Below are 20,041 nucleotides of genomic sequence, written 5' to 3'. Positions count from 1 at the left end.
AGAAATCTATTCCATTGAATGAGTATGACCTCATGATAGTCGCAGAGCTCAATTATGATATGCAACCCGAGCGATAGCGACTGGGCGAAGCAATTGCATGTTCCAATAAAAAAACATTATCTACATATGAAATTTTCTTTTTTTTTGTTAGTATTCACCAATACACTTTTTGCTCAAACAGATTATCCTAAAAATTATTTTTGTCCACCACTTGATATTCCATTGCAATTATCTGGAAATTTTGGAGAATTGAGACCAAATCATTTTCATGCAGGCTTTGATATGAAAACTCTTCAAAGAGAGGGGGTAAATGTGTATGCAGTAGCCGATGGGTATGTTTCAAGAATTAAAATTTCCACTTTTGGAAACGGTAAGACCATTTATATTGATCATCCCAATGGCTTTACTTCAGTGTACGGGCATTTGCAAAAAGCTACCGATTCTATCGAAAGTTTTATAAAGAAAACCCATTATAAGGAGCAATCTTTTGAAATTGAAATGTATTTTAAACCCAATGAAATGCCTGTTAAACAAGGACAGCTAATTGCTGTTTCCGGAAATACGGGTGCTTCCGAAGGTCCTCATTTGCATTTTGAATTTCGGGACACCAAAACAGAGAAGATAATCAATCCTATGTTTTTTGGATTTGACGCTTCGTTGAAAGATACTAAGAAACCAATAGTTTCCAATTTGTATGCTTATCCGTTAGATTCAAAAACAACAGTAAATCATTCACAAAGACCTATTCCAATTAATTTGTCTTTGCAAAAGGACGGAAATTACATGGCTGATAAAGTTATAGCCAATGGGAAAATTGGTTTTGGTATTTTAGCTTATGATTATGATGATGTGTCTTTCAATAAAAATGGAATTTTTGATGTGAACTTGTCTTGCAACGGAAAATCTATTTTTGGTTATCAGTTTAATACCTATTCTTTTGATGAAATGCGATATATAAATGCATTTATAGATTATTCTTTTTATAAAAAAACACAACAAAGAATTCAGAAGTTGTTTATGAATCCACCCTATAATTTGAGTATTATCAGAACTGATGAAACCAATGGTGTAATTACAGTCCTTCCTAATTTGACTTCGGTTTGCCGTTTGGATGTTTCGGATTTTTATGGAAATAAAACCACAATTACTATTCCAGTTGATTATGATATGCTTTCCACCATAATCGAGAAAGAAGCTGTTGTTTCTAATTATGTTGTGAAAGCATTAAAAGATTGTTTTTTTGAAAAAGATAAATGTTCTGTTTTTTTTCCGGCAGGGACTTTTTATGATGACTTTAATTTGAATTTTGATGTAAAAAACAGCGTTTTGACTGTACATGATGATACGGTTCCCGCACATACGAATTTTACAATTACGATGGAAAATGATAGTTTTCCTGCGGATCAAAAAGATAAAGTTTTCATTGGGCGAATAGAAGGAGGAAGGATTAGTTACAATACGACCCGTCAAAAAAACAATGTTTATGAGACAAAAGTAAAAACTCTAGGACAGTTTAAATTGGTCTTGGATACAATTCCACCTGTTGCTACAATTACTAAATCTATTGAAGGAAAACGATTGGACAATCAAAAGTTGCTTCAAGTGAGTATATCAGATAGATTGTCTGGAATAAAATCGTATAACGGTTATCTTAACGGGAAATGGATTTTGATGGAGTACGATAACAAAACAGGACTTTTAACTCATGATTTTAGTGACGGAATTGTGGCAGAAGGGGATAATGTATTAAAAGTGGTTGTAGTTGATAATGTAGGGAATTCTTCTATCTTTGAAACTCATTTTCAAAGAAATCATAAATAGTAAAAGCAAAACCAATTGAATATTTTTAAAGCCCTGTATTGTTTTATTTTTATGTGGATGGGAATGACTTCTTTTGCTCAGACAGCCTTTGTAAAAGGTATCGTTTTGGACGAAAAGAATCTCCCTGTTGAAGGCGTGAATGTATCTTGTTTCAATATTACAACCCAGACAAATGAAAAAGGATTTTATCAAATAGCAATTCCTTCCAATCAAAAAATCACTGTAGAATTTACCCATGTTTCTTTAAAAAAAGCCAGTCTAAAAGTGTTTTTAAAACCGAATGAAGTATATGTGTTTAATATGCATATGAATGATCAAGAGGAACAAATGGGAGAGGTTATAGTAAACAACAATAATAAGAAAACAGTTCAAGGAATTATTACTTTTGAAGCCAAAGACATTCGTTTTATTCCGGGTGCCAATGCAGGAATCGAGAACGTTTTGAAAACCTTGCCAGGAGTCAATTCTAATAATGAACTCAGTACGCAATACTCTGTTCGTGGAGGGAATTATGATGAAAACTTGGTGTATGTTAATGAAGTTGAAGTCTATCGACCTTTTTTGATTCGGTCAGGGCAGCAGGAAGGTTTGAGTTTTATCAATACTGACTTGGTACAGAATATAGAGTTTTCAGCGGGAGGTTTTCAAGCGAAGTATGGTGATAAAATGTCTTCAGTATTGGATATTACCTATAGAAATCCGTCACAATTTGGGGCAAGTCTTGAAATGAGTTTTCTGGGCGGAAGCCTTGCTATTGATGCGGTTTCTAAAGATAAAAAATGGTCGGCTATTACTGGAATACGGTATAGAAATAATAGTCTTTTGGTAAACAGTCAGGAAACCCAAACGAATTACACTCCTACTTTTGCCGATATTCAAACGAACATCAACTTTAAGGTTTCTGCCAAATGGCAATGGAGTTTTCTGGGGAATATTTCTCAAAATAAGTATTTGTACCAACCGCTTACTCGCCAAACTAATTTTGGTACTGCAGATGCACCAATGATTCTGGCGGTTTATTACGAAGGCAAGGAAAAAGATAAATATGACACTTATTTTGGAGCTTTAAAAACCACTTATCAAGTGAGTGATACTTTTACTTTGAAATTTATTGGATCTGTTTTTCACACCATAGAGCAAGAGTATTTCGATATTTATGCACAATACCGATTGGGTGAAGTCGATTCAAATATAGGATCGGATACTTATGGCGATATTGCATTTTCAAGAGGAATTGGCTCTCAGCTCAATCACGCGAGAAACGATTTGGATGCTTTAATTGCTAATTTGGAAGTTAAAGGCCTAAAAAATTGGAAGCAGAATCAAATCGAATGGGGAGTAAAATACACTAAAGAATCCATTCATGACCGGATTTCAGAATGGGAAGTTATTGACTCAGCAGGATTTTCGATACGCCCTCCAGTTATATTGCCTAAAAATGATCAGCCCTATCAGCCTTATTCAGGATTGTTAATACCGTACCAATATGTAAGTGCTATTAATTTTACCAATATTAATCGGTTTTCAGCTTATGCTCAATGGGGACGAAAAGACAATTTGGGAACAAACGAAATCTGGTACAATCTGGGTGCAAGAATGCAAAGTTGGGAAGTTACAGGTGATAATTTAGATAGTAAGCTTCAAACTGTTTTTAGTCCAAGAGCACAATTTGCCATAAAACCAGATTGGAAGAGGGATATGCTTTTTAGATTTACCATCGGTATCTACAATCAACCCCCATTTTATCGAGAATTACGCGATTATGATGGAGTAGTGCAACCCGATACCAAAGCTCAAAAATCTCTAAATGTTGTTTTAGGCAACGATTATAGTTTCAAGATTTGGGAGCGCCCTTTTAAACTTGTTACTGAAGCCTATTATAAAAAAATGACTGATGTTAATCCTTATACGGTTGATAATGTCCGGATACGTTATGCGGCCGAGAATAATGCAACAGCGTATGCACAAGGATTGGATGTTCGGCTGAATGGGGAATTTGTCCCTGGAACCGATTCATGGATTAGTTTTGGATACCTAAAAACAGAAGAGAATATTGACAACAAAGGATATATTGCCAGACCGACGGATCAACGATTTAAATTTGGTCTTTTGTTTCAGGATTATATGCCAAAAATTCCAAGTTTGAAATTATATCTTAATTTGGTTTACAATACAGGATTGCCTGGAGGATCACCGGCTTATGCTGATCCTTATTTATATCAAAATAGATTGAATGATTACCGTCGAGTTGATATTGGGTTTTCTAAAGTTTTTATCGATCAAAAAACGGGAATGTCCAGCAAGAAGTTTTTTAAGAATTTTAAAGAATTATCTTTAGGTTTTGAAATTTTCAATCTGTTTAACAATCAAAATGCGATAACTAATACATGGGTTCGTGATGTGTACACCAAAACAGAATATGCAATTCCGAATTATATGACAACCCGAGTTTTTAATTTGAAATTAAGTGCGAGGTTGTAGTTATTTGCCGGAAAGAATAAATCCTTGGTATATTTCCTTTTCCATTTTTAAAAATGATTACATTTGAGTTTATTTTTTAATATTAAAATTATTATGAGAACATCACATTTTGTCTATATTGGAATTTCGATTTTACTTTTAGCGAGCTGTAAAGAAGAAACAGAAAAGCCGAAAGTGATTTATGATGCTTCAAAAGCTGGCAGAGAACTTACCAAAGCTGATTCGACTCAAATAAAAATTGCCGATTTACCAATTCAAATGCAAGGGACGGATTATTTGATTCATCCTGTAGGTGATCTGAGTGTTTATGAAAAAGGTTCCAAAAACAAATATGGTTCATCAAGCGTGAATGATTTGAGTTTTACTATATCAAATGCATCCGAGTATGAAATTACCGGTTATTTGCAAAATCTTAAATTTCAAAAAATTGGTTCAGATTCTATAAAAGCATTAACAGATAGACCTGTTTTGATTCAAACCGCGACTTACTTAAAAACGGTTTCGGATAAAATCAACAAGCAAATTATGGTTTATACGATGGTGGATATGGATACTAATAAAGATGGAAAACTCGACGTTAGTGATATCACAACATTGTATCTAAGTAAAATTAGTGGGGAAAAATTCACCAAAGTCTCAGCTGATTTTCAAGAATTGATCGATTGGAACTTGATAGAATCTCAAAACCGTTTGTATTTTAGAACTGTTGAGGACACCAATAAAAATGGGAAGTTCGACAGCAAAGATGTACTTCACTACAATTATATCGATTTGGCAAAAAATGATTGGAAAGTGGAAACCTACAATCCGATTTAACTCTTAAATCAATATATCACTTTCCAAATCTGATTTTTCAATTTCAAAATCAAATCCTAGTTGTGTCACCAATTGAATCACCAGTTTTTTGTACCAATTCTCAGATTTGGGATGAATGTAGATTTTTTCTATCAGTTGACTGATATCTACATTTATTTTTAAACCATCATTTAGTTTGATGTTACTGTCGGCCACATCAGTAATGATACGTACTTCACGTTCGTATTGAAAACTTTTTCGTTTGAACAAAAAAGGGAAAAACATATCGTCAAACGGAATGTATTCTTTTTTGTAATCTATATAATTAACCTCGCCAATGAACTGTTTGTAGTTTTTTTCAGGAATCAAAGCCTCTTGAAGCCTTTTTACTGTAGATTGTATGGCCAATCCTTCACTGTTTTGGGTGAAAATTTGCCACATGGCAAACGATTCGTATTCATTGATGTGCCAGCTACTAATAGCTACTTTCTCCCGATGTATTTTATAGTAATTTAAAAAGTCAGGATTGTCTATAGAAAGTTTTTTGATTTCCTCAAATGTGGGTTCGCTAAAAGTGCCTTCGTATTGGTCTTCAAACTTATCAGATCGGGACATGAAGAGTTTTTGCGAAAGCAATAAATCCAAAAACTTCGACAAGTCCAAGTATTTCCATACAACTGTATCTGGATCTTGTGGAAGTTTTATGTTGGGATTATTGAGGTACATTATTTTGAATTATATATGAATAGTCATTAGAAATCTAAAATTACTAACCTAGATTACGATTCAAAACTTTGCATTGTTACTAATTTATTATATGAGCCATTCATAGCTATAAGTTCATCGTGTTTTCCTTGCTCTACTATTCTTCCTTTTTTCATTACGACAATCAGATCGGCTTTTTGAATGGTCGAAAGCCGGTGCGCAATTACAATAGAAGTTCTGTTTTGCATCATGTTTTCTAAAGCCACTTGTACAAATTTTTCGCTTTCGGTGTCCAATGCTGATGTTGCTTCATCCAGAATCATAATTGGAGGGTTTTTCAACACGGCACGTGCAATAGACAGTCTTTGTTTTTGACCTCCGGAAAGTTTATTGCCACTGTCGCCAATGTTAGTGTAAATTCCTAGAGGTAGATCTTTTACAAATTCATAAGCATTGGCTATTTTTAAAGCTTCAATAATTTCTTCATCGGTGGCATCTATTTTTCCTAGTGAAATATTAGATTTAATAGTGTCGTTGAATAAAATACTGTCTTGTGTTACCAACCCCATTAACCCTCGGAGAGAATGCATTTCCATATCTTTTATAGAGATGTCGTCTATAGTAATGCTTCCTTCGTTTACGTCGTAAAAACGAGTCAGTAAATTAGCAATAGTACTTTTTCCACTTCCTGATTGACCCACAAGAGCAACAGTTTGTCCTTTTTTGATTTCAAGCGAAAAATCTTTTAAAACATCTTCTTTTTCATATCTGAAATTTATGTTTTTAATGGAGATTGAATCTTCAAAAGTACTTTTTTTAATAGCATTCGCCTTGTTGGTAATTTCATTCTCTACCTCTAATACTTCAAAGACACGCTCAGCTGCAGCTAGTCCATTTTTTACGGAGTAAGAAGCTTTCGAAATTGATTTTGCAGGAGTAAGAATGTTGTAAGCTAAGGTTAAGTAAACAATAAATGCAGAACCATCTAGTGTTTTTTGTACTAAAACCAAATTACCACCATACCAAAGTAATACTGCGATTGTTGCAATACCCATAAACTCACTTAATGGAGATGCTAAATTATTTTTGTTACCAATACTATTGGATAGTTTTAGAAGACGTGTAACGGAATCATTAAATCGTCCTTTAAAGTTGCTTTCTGCATTATAACTTTTTACCACTTTTAGGCCCGTTAGACTTTCTTCGACTATAGAGATTAAATGACCTCCTTCATTTTGAGCAAGTAGCGATTTTGCTTTTAAATTTTTACCTATTTTAGAAATGATCAATCCTGAAATTGGAATAAAAATTAACACAAAAACAGTAAGTTTCACACTTATGGCAAACATAGTTATTAATGCGAAGAGGATTGTTAAAGGTTCTTTTACAATAAGTTCTAATATTGAAAAAAATGAATTTTGAACTTCTCCAACATCTCCAAGCATTCGTGACATTACATCTCCTTTTCTCTTTTCAGAATAATAGGAGATAGGCAATTCTATAATTTTATTATACATTGTCTGTCTCAAATCTTTTAAAACACCATTTTTAAGATGCATAATATGATATGATGCTAAATAGTTGAAAAAGTTTTTTAGTAAAAATGTCATGATTACCAATGATACAACTAATAACAGGGCAAATTGTGGTCCATTTTCTTTAGTTAATTCTGATATGTTGTAGTAGAGTAAATCTTTAGCATAGCTCATTATTCCTCCTATTCCTGAAAAAATAGGTTCTTTTGGAATAGACTTTGTTTTGCTAAAAAGGACTTCTAGCATTGGAAGTAGCGATAGCATCGAAATTGTGCTAAATAAAGCATACAATATGTTGTAAATTACATTCCAAACAATGTGGCTTTTGTAGGCTCTTGTGTATGGAATTAATTTAAGTAAATTAGAATCTATCATTTTTTTGATTGTATTGAGATTAATTTGATTAACTCAATTTTAGTTAATTAAATCAATTTTTTTAGTACAAGTGAATTAGCTCAATTGCATTGCAATAATTATATTTTTAATCTTTTCGTTTAACACTTCTTCTACTTTAGTAAAATTGGCAATACTGTCTAATTCGGTTTTTACGCTGATGTAAAATTTGATTTTAGGCTCTGTTCCGCTTGGTCTAGCACATATTTTAGAACCGTCTTCTGTATAATAGATTAATACGTCAGATTTAGGCATGTCTATAGTTTCTTCTTCACCGGTAAACAAGTTTTTGGCGATAGATGCTTTATAATCTTCTACCATCACCACTCTTTGACCATTAATTTCTTTCAGAGGATTTTCGCGTAAGTCAACCATCATTTGATTGATTTCGGCCAATCCTTCCATGCCTTTTTTGGTAAGGGAAACTAAATGCTCTTTGTAGAAACCAAAATCTACGTAATGTTGCAGTAAGGCATTGTAAACAGAACTTCCTTTGGCTTTGGCTTGAGCCGCAACTTCGCAGATCAATAAAGTAGCTGCAACGGCATCTTTATCACGAACAGCATCTCCAACCATGTATCCAAAACTTTCTTCTCCACCGCCAATGAATTGCAGTTCTGGAAAATCTTTAATCATTTTGGCTATCCATTTAAAACCTGTTAATCCCACTTTGCATTCTACACCATAGGCTGTTGCTAATTCCATAATCATTGGAGTGGAAACAATAGTAGAACCCACAAATTGTTTTCCGTTTATCTTACCCGCTTTTTTCCATTGTTCCAATAGAAATGCCGTCATCAAGATCATCGTTTGATTTCCGTTCAACAAAATCATTTTGCCTTCGTTATTTCGAACGGCAACTCCTAAACGGTCACAATCTGGATCTGTACCAACAACGATATCCGCATTCAATTTGTCTGCCAAGGCAAGTGCCATCGTCAATGCTTCGGGCTCTTCTGGATTTGGAGATTTAACTGTTGGGAAATTTCCATCTGGTTTGGCTTGTTCCGGAACAATGTTCACATTAGTATAACCCGCTTTTTCCAAAGTTGCAGGAACAGACATGATTGAAGTTCCGTGCAAAGAAGTAAATACAATGTTCAAGTTGTCTTTGGCTTCTTTTGGAGTGTTGAAACTTGCATTCTCTACAGACGATTTTACAAAAGCTTCGTCAATTTCTGTGTCTATGTATTTAATCAAATTTTCATTTGCCGAAAATTTGATTTCGTTGTAATTCAAATTTTCAATAACATCAATGATAGCTGCGTCTTGTGGAGGAACAATTTGTCCGCCATCTTGCCAGTACACTTTGTACCCATTGTATTCTGGCGGATTGTGTGATGCCGTAAGTACGATACCGCACTGACAACCTAAATGTTTTAGCGCAAAAGACAATTCTGGTGTCGGTCTCAAATCCGAAAACAAATACACTTGAATTCCATTCGCAGAGAAAACATCAGCAACCACTTTAGCTAAAGATTGACTGTTATGACGGCAATCATAAGCAATTACAACCTTCAAGGCCTGTCCTGGAAAAACAGTGTGTAAATAATTAGAAAGCCCTTGAGTGTTTTTTCCAAGCGTATATTTGTTGATGCGGTTGTTTCCAACTCCCATTACACCTCGCATACCACCGGTTCCAAATTCCAAATTCTTATAAAAACTCTCTTCCAGTTCTTTTGGCGAAGTCGTCATCAATTCTTTAACGGCCACTTGTGTTTCGTTATCAAACGTTGGGGTCAACCATTCGTTTACTGCGTCTAAAATGTTTTGAGGTATATGCATTTTATATTTAGTTTAAGTTGTTAATCTATTTTGTTAAAGCAAAAATATCAGTTTTATTAGGAGCTATTCCTGCTATCCGCTATATCCACGCCCAAAAGCGTGGGATGCCGCTCCTATCAGGGCTAGACCCGTAAAGCGAGAAATTTAGTTTTTAAAACCTAATTTTTTTATTTTATATCCGAAGAAAGTTTCTGAGTAAGAATTTAAAAATTCACTTCAGTTGAAACCTTGTAACGTTCCTCGTTGTTTTTGGTTCTCAAAATAATTTCTCCCAGAAATCCTGCCAAAAACAATTGTGTTCCCAAAACCATTGTTGTCAATGCAATGAAAAACCAAGGATTGCTGGTTACTAAATTGTAACGCATTCCCATATACATATGATACAGTTTCGAAACTCCAATGTATCCAGCCAATAAAAAGCCAATGATAAACATTAGGGAACCAATCGCACCAAATAAATGCATAGGTCTTTTTCCAAATCGAGAAAGAAACCAAATCGTGATTAAATCCAAGAAACCATTGATGAAACGTTCCATCCCAAATTTGGTCTCACCATATTTTCTAGCTTGGTGCTGCACTACTTTCTCGCCAATTTTTCCAAAACCAGCATTTTTCGCCAAAACTGGAATGTATCGGTGCATTTCACCAGATACTTCAATATTTTTAACCACTACGTTTTTATATGCTTTCAGTCCGCAGTTAAAATCATTCAATTCCACTCCAGATGTTTTTCTGGCCGCCCAATTGAATAATTTCGATGGAAGATTTTTGGCAACAACAGAGTCGTAACGTTTCTTTTTCCAACCCGAAACCAAATCGTATTTTTGAGTGGTAATCATTTCATACAAACCCGGTATCTCGTCAGGACTGTCCTGTAAATCGGCATCCATCGTGATAATTACATCGCCTTTTGCCTTAGCGAAACCAGCATGCAAAGCTTGAGATTTTCCAAAGTTTTTCATGAATCGAATCCCTTTAACATTTGGATTTTCTGTTGCAAAACCTTCTATGATGTTCCAAGATTCATCAGTACTTCCGTCATCCAGAAAAATGATTTCATAACTGTAATTGTGCGAATTCATTATCGAAATAATCCAAGTGTACAATTCTTGTAGTGATTCCTCTTCGTTAAGAAGCGGTATGAGTATTGATAAATTCATTAATTAGAAGCTTTGTGGTTTTTTATTTTTCACTATTACGCCTACAATGAGGGAGTAAATTAAACCAAAGAAAGAATACATGGCTAATGTTACAGGTAAAACAATTAAAGGATTCATAAACTTTTTTACCATTGAAAGTCCCATTTCAATTTGTTCACTTGTCATGTTTGGATTTTTTGCTAGCATACCTTCTTTAGTAATAGCTATCATTTCATCTATGAATTCGGGAAAAATGAAATTAAAAATAACATTAAAAATGGCATATATAAGCGCGGCGATAAAAGTTATAGAAATTCCTGTTTTGAGACTCTCGGTAAGGGTGATAAAACCGTTATTGATTTTTTTCTTGTAATTTGTACAGCCTATAAAAATAAATAAGAGAGGTAATATCATGTAATTCGAAATGTTTACAATTGTACCTACACTAGTATTGATTAATGATTTCATTCCGACTAGATACATAATCACGAATTCCAATACCATTATAATACCGAATAAAACACCATACAAAACACCAGATTTTGCTGGTGATACATTATTTTCCATAGAGACTGTTTTTATTAATTTACAAATATAGCAATTCCCAATATAATGAAGTGTAAAAAATGATTTTTACGCCCATATAAAAAAAGTTGCACAAAGGTTTGTATATTGAAAAATAAGTGTAAATTTGCAAACTCAAAATAATATTGTAAAACAAAAAGTTATAGCACGTTTATACCTTTTCTGTTAGAAGAAAAGCTTCAAGACAAGTTATAATTAACAAATAAAAAAGATTTAAGATGAAAAAAGGTGTACACCCAGAAAATTACAGATTAGTTGCTTTTAAAGACATGTCAAACGAAGATGTTTTTATTACTAAATCTACTGCTGATACTAGAGAAACGATTATTGTTGATGGTGTTGAATATCCAGTTGTAAAAATGGAGATTTCTAGAACTTCTCACCCTTTTTACACAGGTAAATCTAAACTTATCGATACTGCAGGACGTATTGATAAATTCAAAACTAAATACGCTAAACACGTTAAATAATTTTAACTGTTTTCAAATACATTAAAGCCTCGCAATTTGCGGGGCTTTTTTTATGGAATTTTGTTTTAGATTCTTTTCGTGTGGGATTCCTTACTTCTATATACATTTAAAAATAGTTGTAACTTTGCGGTGATAACCAAATCACATTTTAACACTTTACAATTTAATTTATGAACTACATACTTTTTGACGGTCCCGCTCGAAATGCCTTGTTACCCTTTACTTTTACTCGTCCTGTTGCCGATATTCTTGTTGGTATTATGACGATTCGTCAAAAATGGGAGATGCATTTGGGATCTACCACAACAACAGTAACCGAGGAATATTTGTCAGAGAAATTTCCGATGGTTGAATTGGAAGAAAATGTTATGATTAATGCCTCTTTTCTGCCAAATGCTGTTTTGGTCGAAATGGTTAGTAATCTTGGACCTAATCAAGCGATTTTCAAAGGGGATGATGTTATTGCTTTTTATACAAATAATGAACAAGAATCCGTTGATTTTGATGCCTACGAAATTCTGGAATACAATGAAGATTGCATCACAATTGAGCATACTTGGGATATTTTTTCCAAAAATGATATTGCTATCCGTGAAGATTTCGAATTTTTAACCGAAGATAGAAAATCACAACCAATCCCAAAAAGTGTCAATGTAATTGCGCCAGAAAATGTTTTTATAGAAGAAGGAGCCAAATTGGAGTTTGTAACCTTGAATGCTTCCGAAGGCCCCATATATATAGGTAAAGATTCGGAAATAATGGAAGGATCTATCATTCGTGGGCCTTTTGCTTTATGCGAAAACGCACAAGTAAAAATGGGCGCCAAAGTTTATGGAGCAACAACTGTAGGGCCTTATTCGAGAATTGGTGGAGAGGTAAAAAATGCTGTGCTTTTTGCGTATTCCAATAAAGGTCACGACGGGTTTCTAGGTGATTCTGTATTAGGAGAATGGTGTAACATTGGAGCTGACAGTAATAATTCGAATCTAAAAAATAATTACGAGGAAGTAAAACTGTGGAGTTATGAAACCGAAGGATTTGCCAAAACCGGTCTTCAGTTTTGTGGATTGATGATGGGAGATCATAGTAAATGCGGGATCAATACTATGTTTAACACAGGGACCGTAGTAGGAGTGAGTGCCAATATTTTTGGAAGCGGTTTTCCTCGCAATTTTGTACCAAGTTTTTCTTGGGGAGGTGCTGCGGGATTTACTACTTATGTGACCAAAAAAGCTTTTGAAACAGCAAGGTTGGTAATGAGCCGAAGAAATGTAGATTTTAATGAAAAAGAAGCTGCAATCTTGGAGCATATTTTTGAGGAATCAAAAAAATGGAGAAAAGAATAATTGGATTGAATTTTTTAGATTGTTCCCAATTTTTAATTCGATAATTCGCATAGAGTATTATGTGAATTATCGAATTTATTTTTAATACAAAATCTAGGACCCCTAAAAATCTAATTGTGTTGTCCAATTCTTTATTTAATCTATCTTTGCACCTTTTAATTTATTGAGGATGGAACTTTAAATTTCTAGCCTCTAACTTCTAACTTTTTATAATGATTACAATAAACGATATTTCGGTTCAATTTGGAGGCACGTCCCTTTTTAGTGATGTTTCTTTTGCTATAAATGAAAATGATAAAATTGCCCTTATGGGTAAAAATGGAGCGGGTAAATCTACACTATTGAAAATTATTGCTGGACAAAGCAAACCTTCAACAGGAAATGTGTCTGCGCCGAAAGATGCTGTTGTGGCTTATTTGCCGCAGCATTTATTGACTACAGATGGTGCCACGGTAATGGAGGAAACTTCAAAAGCGTTTGGCGAAATTTTTAGTATGAAAGCCGAAATCGACGAAATCAATGAACAATTGACGATTCGTACCGATTATGAAAGTGATGCGTATATGAAATTGATTGAAAGAGTTTCGGACTTAAGCGAGAAATTCTACGCAATTGAAGAAGTAAATTATGAGGCTGAAGTAGAGAAAATTCTAATTGGTTTAGGTTTTGAAAGAGAAGATTTTACACGTCAGACTTCTGAATTTTCTGGAGGTTGGAGAATGCGAATCGAGTTGGCTAAAATCCTTTTGCAAAAGCCAGATTTAATTTTGCTTGATGAGCCAACCAATCACATGGATATCGAAAGTATTCAATGGTTGGAAGATTTCTTAATCAATTCGGCCAAAGCTGTTGTAGTGATTTCGCACGATAGAGCTTTTGTGGATAATATTACCAATCGCACCATTGAAGTGACAATGGGACGTATTTATGATTATAAAGCTAAATATTCTCATTATTTAGAACTAAGAAAAGACCGTCGTATGCACCAGCAAAAGGCATACGATGAACAACAACGTATGATTGCTGACAACCGAGCTTTTATTGATCGATTTAAAGGGACATTTTCTAAAACAGATGCCGTTCAGTCGAGAGTAAAAATGCTTGAAAAATTAGTTATCGTTCAGGTTGATGAAGTGGATACTTCGGCATTAAAATTAAAATTCCCACCAGCTGTTCGCTCAGGACAATATCCGGTTATTGTAAAAGACATGTCTAAGTCCTATGGAGATCATGTGGTTTTTAAAGATGCGAATATTGTCATTGAAAGAGGTCAAAAGGTTGCTTTTGTTGGGAAGAATGGAGAAGGAAAATCGACAATGATCAAAGCCATAATGAAAGAAATTGGTGTTGATAGTGGTTCTGTTGAAATTGGACATAATTCTCAAATTGGTTATTTTGCTCAAAATCAAGCAGCTTTATTAGATGAAAATGCTACTATTTTTGAAACTATTGATGATATTGCCGTGGGTGATGTGAGAACAAAGATTAAAGATATTTTGGGGGCTTTTATGTTTCATGGTGATGATGTTACTAAGAAAGTAAAAGTGCTTTCGGGTGGTGAAAAAACACGTTTGGCTATGATCAAATTATTATTGGAGCCAGTAAATTTATTGATTCTGGATGAGCCTTCGAATCACTTGGATATGAAAACCAAAGATATTATCAAGGATGCTTTGCGTGATTTTGATGGGACCTTAATTCTGGTTTCTCACGATCGTGATTTTCTTGATGGATTAGCAACTAAGGTTTTTGAATTTGGAAACAAACGTGTTGTAGAGCATTTTGAAGATATAGCCGGTTTCTTAGCTCACAAGAAAATGGACAGCATGAAAGAAATCGAAAAATAGTTTTTATTTCTTTAAAAGAAAAACAAAAGGCAAGAGTTTTATTTCTCTTGCCTTTGTTTTTTATAGGTCACTTTTTAGAACCGATTTTTTCTTAAAATACAAAGCGATATAAGCCCAAGCGGCACAAATGCTTCCTATAATAATCATGTTTTGAATCGAATCCCAGGTTTGTAAAAGTGTGCCATTTTCAATAATTAATATTCTGAAAGCTTTCAAAAAATGGGTAAGTGGAATAACATTAGCAACACCCTGAACCCAATTAGGCATTTGACTCAAAGGCCAACTGAATCCGCTTAATATAAAGCTTGGCGTGGCAATAACCATTAAAATTTCTGTTGCCTTAAGCTGATTTGGGATTAGGATGCTAACGAGTATTCCAATAAATGAAACTGACAATACGAATATGCCAGCTACAAATGTGAGTTGGAGTAAATTTTCGAAAAATGGTATTCGGAAATAAAAGGTAAACATCCAGTAAATTAGCCAAATCCCAAAACTCATAATGAGATAGGGAATGATTTTTATACTCATCATTTTTAAAATGGATGGCGATTGGTTTACTAAAATTTTAAAAGTTCCGTTTTCAAATTCAGAAGCAAAGGACAAAGCTAATGCTAAGAGCATAACCTGTTGTAACACGGCTGCCAAAACCCCAGGCCATAGATAGTACATATAATTACTGCTTCGATTATTTTTTTTTATGAAGGTAGTTTTGAAAGGTTCATATTGTTCTGCTAACAATTTTTCAGGGATGCCTTGTTTGCGCAACGTTTCTATTTGTATGCCGGCTTTTAAGGTGCCTAAGCAAACCTGAATGGCAGTTGCGGCATAATTTGCGGTCAAAATATTGGCAGTGTTAACGATGGTTGTAATTTCAGGACATCGTTTGGTTAGAACGTTTTTTTCAAATCCTTTTGGGATTATTACTACACTATTGGCTTCTTTGTCTATTATAATTTTGGAAAGATTGTTTTGGTCAAATAAAACAGTTGCAACAGTAATGACTTCATTGTCATTAAACATTTCAATTGTTTTGGCGCTCATTTCAGTTTGATCTAGATCGACTACAATAATAGGTAAATCGGTTACTTTTCCTTTACTGTACACGTAGCCTAATAAAATTGCATACAATAAAGGGGCTCCTATAAAAAGCATTCTCAAGACTTCATTTTTCCAAAATAATTGGAATTCTCTTTTTAAGAGTGAAAAGAAATTTCGCATGAGTTATAAGGATATAGTTACGGTTGTTTTGGTAATTAAGTCTTTAGATTCAGATATATTTTTTGGGGTAATTTTTACTTCAAATAAACTCTCTTGCATATCATAATCGGGATATGCGGTCGCTATGTTACCATAAGCACTTAATTGCTTAATAGTTGTAATAACTCCTTTTATAGTTTTATTTTTATAAGGAATAGAAATAGTTATTTCCTGGCCTTTTTTTATATTGCTTAGTTTGCTTTCTTGAATTGTAAACCTAAAATAAGTGCTGTTACTTATAAAACCATTAAATAAAGTGTATCCAGGTAAAGCAAGTTCTCCGAGATTGAGAGTGATGGTTTCGACGCTCATGTCCTGCGGAGCTATTATATAGCGTTCTTGATCAGCTGTCTCCACTTCTTTTAGGGCGCCATAGGCTCTTTCTTGTTGTCCTAGTGCCATTGTTTGTTGTTCCATTCTGCCTCCTTTTTTTGCATCGTCTATTTCGGCTAATACCGCATTATATTGTGCTTGTGCACCTTGGTATTTTGCAAAAGTTTCATCAAAAGTTTGCTGGGATATCAAAGAATCTTTGAGCATATTGCTTAATCTATTTATAGATTTTTTTGCAAATTCAAGTTGTTCTTTTAATCCCATTTTTTTGGCTTCCAATTGTTTTAACTGGTTTTCAGTAGCTCCTTTTACCGCCATTGAATATTGTGCTTTTGCACTGATAACAGCGCCTTCAGCTTGACTTTTTTTTGCGTCCACTTCAGGAATGTCAAGTATGGCAAGTGTATCTCCTTTATGGACTAGATCTCCTTCCTTTACTAGTATTTTTATTAATTTTCCAGGAATTTTGCTAACGATTGCAATCTGTTCGTTTTCTACTTTTCCCTGAATAACATTTCCATTCTTTGGTTTATTACAGCTAATACTTATAATTGTCAGGAACAATATGGTGAATGCTCTTTTCATAGTATTGATTTATTTTGATAATTTATTTGATAGTTCTCCTGTGGCAATAATGGTTTCTATAGTCGCAAGTCGCTCCTCTATAAGTGTGTTAAGTTTGCTGACACTTACTTTGAATAAGTCATTTTCGGCTTCCAATAGGCCTGACACATTGATAAGTCCTTCCTTGTATTGTTTTGAAGCTAAGTTGAGATTGTTGCTGGCTACTTTTTCTTGTTGAGAAGCTATTTCAATTTTTTTTAATAAAACAGTATAGTTTACCAGATTATTTTCAAGAAGTAATTGTAGTTTTTGTTTGGTGTCATCAATTTGGTTTTGAATTTGCTCAATATTTAATTTAGCTTCGTGAACCTTGTGTTCTCTTTCAAAGCTTGCAAATATTTCCCATTTCATTGCGGCGCCAACCATCCATAGAGGGCTTAATGAAAATTCATTTAGTCCTAAATTTAGCGATTGGTTTATAACGGGGATAGTTGATGTGGTTCCATTAACATTGAATAAACTGGAATAAACAATTCCACCAAAAGCACCTACAGTTGGTAAGTACGTTCCTTTTTCTTTTTTTAAGAGATATTCATTTGCTAATTTAAAGGATTCTAAGGCTTTAATTTCTTGCTTATTTTCAGTGCTCAAATTACTTTCGTCAATTAAATAAGGATTCAAATCGTAATCTACCGAATTAATTTCTGTATCAGAATAGCCCGTAAGATATTGTAGTTTTTTATAAATTAAAGAGCGCTTTCCTGTAATTTCAATTTTTTTTGACTCAAGTTCTAGTAAAGCCAGTTTTATTTTGTCTCTATCGTAAGGAATGGCTAGTCCTTGTTCAATTGCTCTTGTAACTCGTTTGGTTTCATTTTGTAATCTTTTATCACTGTCGTTAATGAGTTTTTCGGTCTCATTTATTAGTTTTAATTGATCGAATGTATTGATTACATCTTTAATAATTGCGTCTTTTTCGGAATCCTTCAAATAAGCTGTACCGACGGCTTTTTGTTTAATGGCATTGGCACCGTTAGGTATTTGCATGCCGCTGAATAATACAGTTTTAGCCATCACACTTCCTATAAAAAAGTTTCCAGAATTGTTATAAGTTGCTTTGTCGCTAAGTACAGGTAAGTTTACTATTGGTATTGTTGCTGTGGGAAGATCAAGGGTTAAGTTGTCTCCAAAATAAGAATAGAGTGCATTAGCTTCTACTGTTGGAATGTATTTATTGCGAACACTCTTTTCTTGAAGATTTAATTTTTCAATTTCAATTGTTTTGTTTTTTATGGCGGCATTTTTTTCGATCGCTTTATAGATAGCATCATTTAAGGTGGGTGATGTTTCTAATTGTGAATAGCAATTGGTAATAGAAAAAATGAGTAAAATTGAAAGTAAAGAATATTTTGCCATCTTAGTGTAAGTTTTGAATTAAAATCAAATTCTTTTCAATTCATTGCGTCTTCTGTGAGAAGAGTTGTAGTAAAGGTAAGATTTTAACTTAAATTTTTGATAAGAATGAGCTTTATTTTTTACATAAATGCTGTTTGGATGAAGAGTGAAAAAGTAATAGAAAGAGAATACTTTTTTTGCTATCTAGCAGTCTTTTTAAATTCGAATGCCAGGAGGTAGTAGTTCTTTGTAAGTTGGATTTTTTTTGAAGAAAACAACTATTTTAGGAAGAATGGGTACTACTTTTAATTTTTTTTCAATAGCAATTTCCATGATGTTTTTCAGAAAATTAGAAATGAATTCTTCATCATTGAAATTTTCGGGAACATTAATTTTAGTTAGGAATATTTTTTTCTCTTGAAAAGAATATTCAACAGAAACTGTTCCTGTTTCTACTTTTGTTTCAAATTGTCGTGCAAAAGCATTGTCTTTAATTTCTAGGTTTATTATGGTTTCCATTTTTAGTAGTATTGATGCAAATGATGAGCATATTTGTTTGTTGTGTGGTGTATAAAGTAACAGAATTGTATGTTTTGTTTGAGCTTTGTATTGTAAATTGAAACCTTTTAATTTGTATTAGAAACAGGTTTTAGGTGTAAAAAACACTATAAAGTACAAAGGTAATCATTTGATATTCAGTAATAAGTATTTTTAAAGTTAACTTGTTAAACTAAATTAAAAAAAAGCGAATAGCGTAGGTTGTAATTTGGTTTTTAATATTTGTTAATAAAGGGATCATTTGATGAAATATAGGGTTAAGTGATCTGTTGTTAAGAATAAAATGGTTAATTTTAAAAATTGTATGTTATCAAATACCTACAATGATTAATGATTTTGATTATGAGTAAAATTCCAGTTTATTTTATGCCTGGTTTAGCGGCTAGTGTTGCTATTTTTGAAAGAATAAAACTTTCAGAACTTGATTTTGATGTCATGTATCTTGAATGGGAAATACCATTGGGAAAAGAAACTTTGCAGGAATATGCAAAACGGATGACTGAAAAGATTAAACATGAAAAACCGGTGCTTATTGGGGTTTCTTTTGGTGGGATTTTGGTTCAGGAAATGTCGAGATTTATTGCCGTTCGAAAAGTGATTATCATTTCGAGTGTGAAAAGCAATCGTGAATTTCCCCGAAGAATAATCATTGCCAAAAACACCAAGGCTTATAAATTAATTCCGTTAAGTTTGGTTCAAAATTTAGAAAGTTTAGCAAAGTTTTCTTTTGGGAAAAAAGTGAATGAAAGGCTGAAACTATATGAGAAATTCCTTTCTGTTCGGGATAAGCGCTATTTGGATTGGGCAATTGAACATATTATTTTGTGGGATAGAACCGTTGCGGATCAAAATGTGATACACATTCATGGAGATGAGGATGATATTTTTCCGATAAAATATATTAAAAATTGTATTGTTGTAAAAGGAGGAACTCACATTATGATTCTTAATAAATACAAATGGCTTAATGCTAATTTGCCTCTTATTATTCTAGACCAATACGACGGAAAGACTCATGATTAAGAGAGT

Annotated in this window: 16 protein-coding genes; 7 read left to right on the top strand and 9 right to left on the bottom strand. The window is 33.5% G+C overall.

Features of this window, described 5'->3' with window-relative positions:
* The first annotated feature begins 126 nt into the window (after nucleotides 1-126).
* The 3 genes from KZH69_RS12625 to KZH69_RS12615 all read left to right on the top strand — a co-directional run bounded on the left by KZH69_RS12625 (nucleotide 127) and on the right by KZH69_RS12615 (nucleotide 5,118).
* Nucleotides 127-1,821, top strand: a complete 1,695-nt coding sequence (locus tag KZH69_RS12625) for a M23 family metallopeptidase (protein WP_219317837.1) — start codon at nucleotides 127-129, stop codon at nucleotides 1,819-1,821.
* Nucleotides 1,822-1,878: 57 nt separating this feature from the next.
* Nucleotides 1,879-4,302 carry a TonB-dependent receptor gene (locus KZH69_RS12620; RefSeq protein WP_219317864.1) on the top strand — a complete coding sequence of 808 codons (2,424 nt, stop codon included), beginning with the start codon at nucleotides 1,879-1,881 and terminating at the stop codon, nucleotides 4,300-4,302.
* A 93-nt stretch (nucleotides 4,303-4,395) separates the two neighbouring features.
* Nucleotides 4,396-5,118 carry a hypothetical protein gene (locus tag KZH69_RS12615; protein WP_219317836.1) on the top strand — a complete coding sequence of 241 codons (723 nt, stop codon included), beginning with the start codon at nucleotides 4,396-4,398 and terminating at the stop codon, nucleotides 5,116-5,118.
* A gap of 3 nt (nucleotides 5,119-5,121) precedes the next feature.
* Here KZH69_RS12615 and KZH69_RS12610 read toward each other — a convergent pair whose 3' ends face one another.
* The 5 genes from KZH69_RS12610 to KZH69_RS12590 form a co-directional block, all read right to left on the bottom strand.
* On the bottom strand, nucleotides 5,122-5,823 hold the full coding sequence (locus KZH69_RS12610) for a hypothetical protein (protein ID WP_219317835.1): 702 nt from the start codon (nucleotides 5,821-5,823) through the stop codon (nucleotides 5,122-5,124).
* A 53-nt stretch (nucleotides 5,824-5,876) separates the two neighbouring features.
* Nucleotides 5,877-7,709: an ABC transporter ATP-binding protein gene (locus KZH69_RS12605; protein ID WP_439649446.1), complete on the bottom strand. Its 1,833-nt coding sequence runs from the start codon at nucleotides 7,707-7,709 to the stop codon at nucleotides 5,877-5,879.
* Nucleotides 7,710-7,787: 78 nt separating this feature from the next.
* Complete coding sequence (locus KZH69_RS12600; protein WP_219317833.1) at nucleotides 7,788-9,515, bottom strand: phospho-sugar mutase; 1,728 nt, start codon at nucleotides 9,513-9,515, stop codon at nucleotides 7,788-7,790.
* Nucleotides 9,516-9,718: 203 nt separating this feature from the next.
* Nucleotides 9,719-10,675 (bottom strand): glycosyltransferase family 2 protein, encoded by a 957-nt coding sequence (locus KZH69_RS12595; RefSeq protein WP_219317832.1) that lies wholly within the window; start codon nucleotides 10,673-10,675, stop codon nucleotides 9,719-9,721.
* A gap of 3 nt (nucleotides 10,676-10,678) precedes the next feature.
* Nucleotides 10,679-11,221: a DUF4199 domain-containing protein gene (locus KZH69_RS12590; RefSeq protein ID WP_219317831.1), complete on the bottom strand. Its 543-nt coding sequence runs from the start codon at nucleotides 11,219-11,221 to the stop codon at nucleotides 10,679-10,681.
* 236 nt (nucleotides 11,222-11,457) lie between these two features.
* Between KZH69_RS12590 and KZH69_RS12585 the strand changes: the two genes are divergently transcribed.
* The 3 genes from KZH69_RS12585 to KZH69_RS12575 all read left to right on the top strand — a co-directional run bounded on the left by KZH69_RS12585 (nucleotide 11,458) and on the right by KZH69_RS12575 (nucleotide 14,902).
* Nucleotides 11,458-11,709, top strand: coding sequence for a type B 50S ribosomal protein L31 (locus KZH69_RS12585; protein WP_111410657.1), 252 nt, complete (start codon nucleotides 11,458-11,460; stop codon nucleotides 11,707-11,709).
* A gap of 170 nt (nucleotides 11,710-11,879) precedes the next feature.
* Nucleotides 11,880-13,055 (top strand): GlmU family protein, encoded by a 1,176-nt coding sequence (locus KZH69_RS12580; RefSeq protein ID WP_219317830.1) that lies wholly within the window; start codon nucleotides 11,880-11,882, stop codon nucleotides 13,053-13,055.
* A 212-nt stretch (nucleotides 13,056-13,267) separates the two neighbouring features.
* A complete protein-coding gene (locus KZH69_RS12575; protein ID WP_219317829.1) occupies nucleotides 13,268-14,902 on the top strand; it encodes an ABC-F family ATP-binding cassette domain-containing protein in 1,635 nt (544 codons plus the stop codon).
* A 60-nt stretch (nucleotides 14,903-14,962) separates the two neighbouring features.
* Here the strand turns inward: KZH69_RS12575 and KZH69_RS12570 are convergent, their stop codons facing one another.
* The 4 genes from KZH69_RS12570 to KZH69_RS12555 form a co-directional block, all read right to left on the bottom strand.
* Nucleotides 14,963-16,123, bottom strand: coding sequence for an ABC transporter permease (locus tag KZH69_RS12570; RefSeq protein ID WP_219317828.1), 1,161 nt, complete (start codon nucleotides 16,121-16,123; stop codon nucleotides 14,963-14,965).
* 3 nt (nucleotides 16,124-16,126) lie between these two features.
* On the bottom strand, nucleotides 16,127-17,080 hold the full coding sequence (locus tag KZH69_RS12565) for an HlyD family secretion protein (protein WP_219317827.1): 954 nt from the start codon (nucleotides 17,078-17,080) through the stop codon (nucleotides 16,127-16,129).
* Nucleotides 17,081-17,089: 9 nt separating this feature from the next.
* Nucleotides 17,090-18,475, bottom strand: a complete 1,386-nt coding sequence (locus KZH69_RS12560) for a TolC family protein (RefSeq protein ID WP_219317826.1) — start codon at nucleotides 18,473-18,475, stop codon at nucleotides 17,090-17,092.
* Nucleotides 18,476-18,670: 195 nt separating this feature from the next.
* The gene (locus KZH69_RS12555; RefSeq protein WP_219317825.1) at nucleotides 18,671-18,973 is read right to left on the bottom strand and encodes a GNAT family N-acetyltransferase; all 303 of its coding nucleotides are present in this window, start codon (nucleotides 18,971-18,973) and stop codon (nucleotides 18,671-18,673) included.
* 381 nt (nucleotides 18,974-19,354) lie between these two features.
* On the opposite strand from KZH69_RS12555, the gene KZH69_RS12550 reads away from it, so the two are divergent.
* Nucleotides 19,355-20,035 (top strand): alpha/beta hydrolase, encoded by a 681-nt coding sequence (locus KZH69_RS12550; RefSeq protein WP_219317824.1) that lies wholly within the window; start codon nucleotides 19,355-19,357, stop codon nucleotides 20,033-20,035.
* Nucleotides 20,036-20,041 lie beyond the last annotated feature (6 nt).

The sequence above is a fragment of the Flavobacterium taihuense genome, from assembly GCF_019351435.1.
In the GTDB taxonomy this organism is placed as follows: Bacteria; Bacteroidota; Bacteroidia; order Flavobacteriales; family Flavobacteriaceae; genus Flavobacterium; species Flavobacterium taihuense.
The sequence above is the reverse complement of the archived record's forward strand: the minus strand, read 5'-3'. Positions and strand labels throughout refer to the sequence as shown.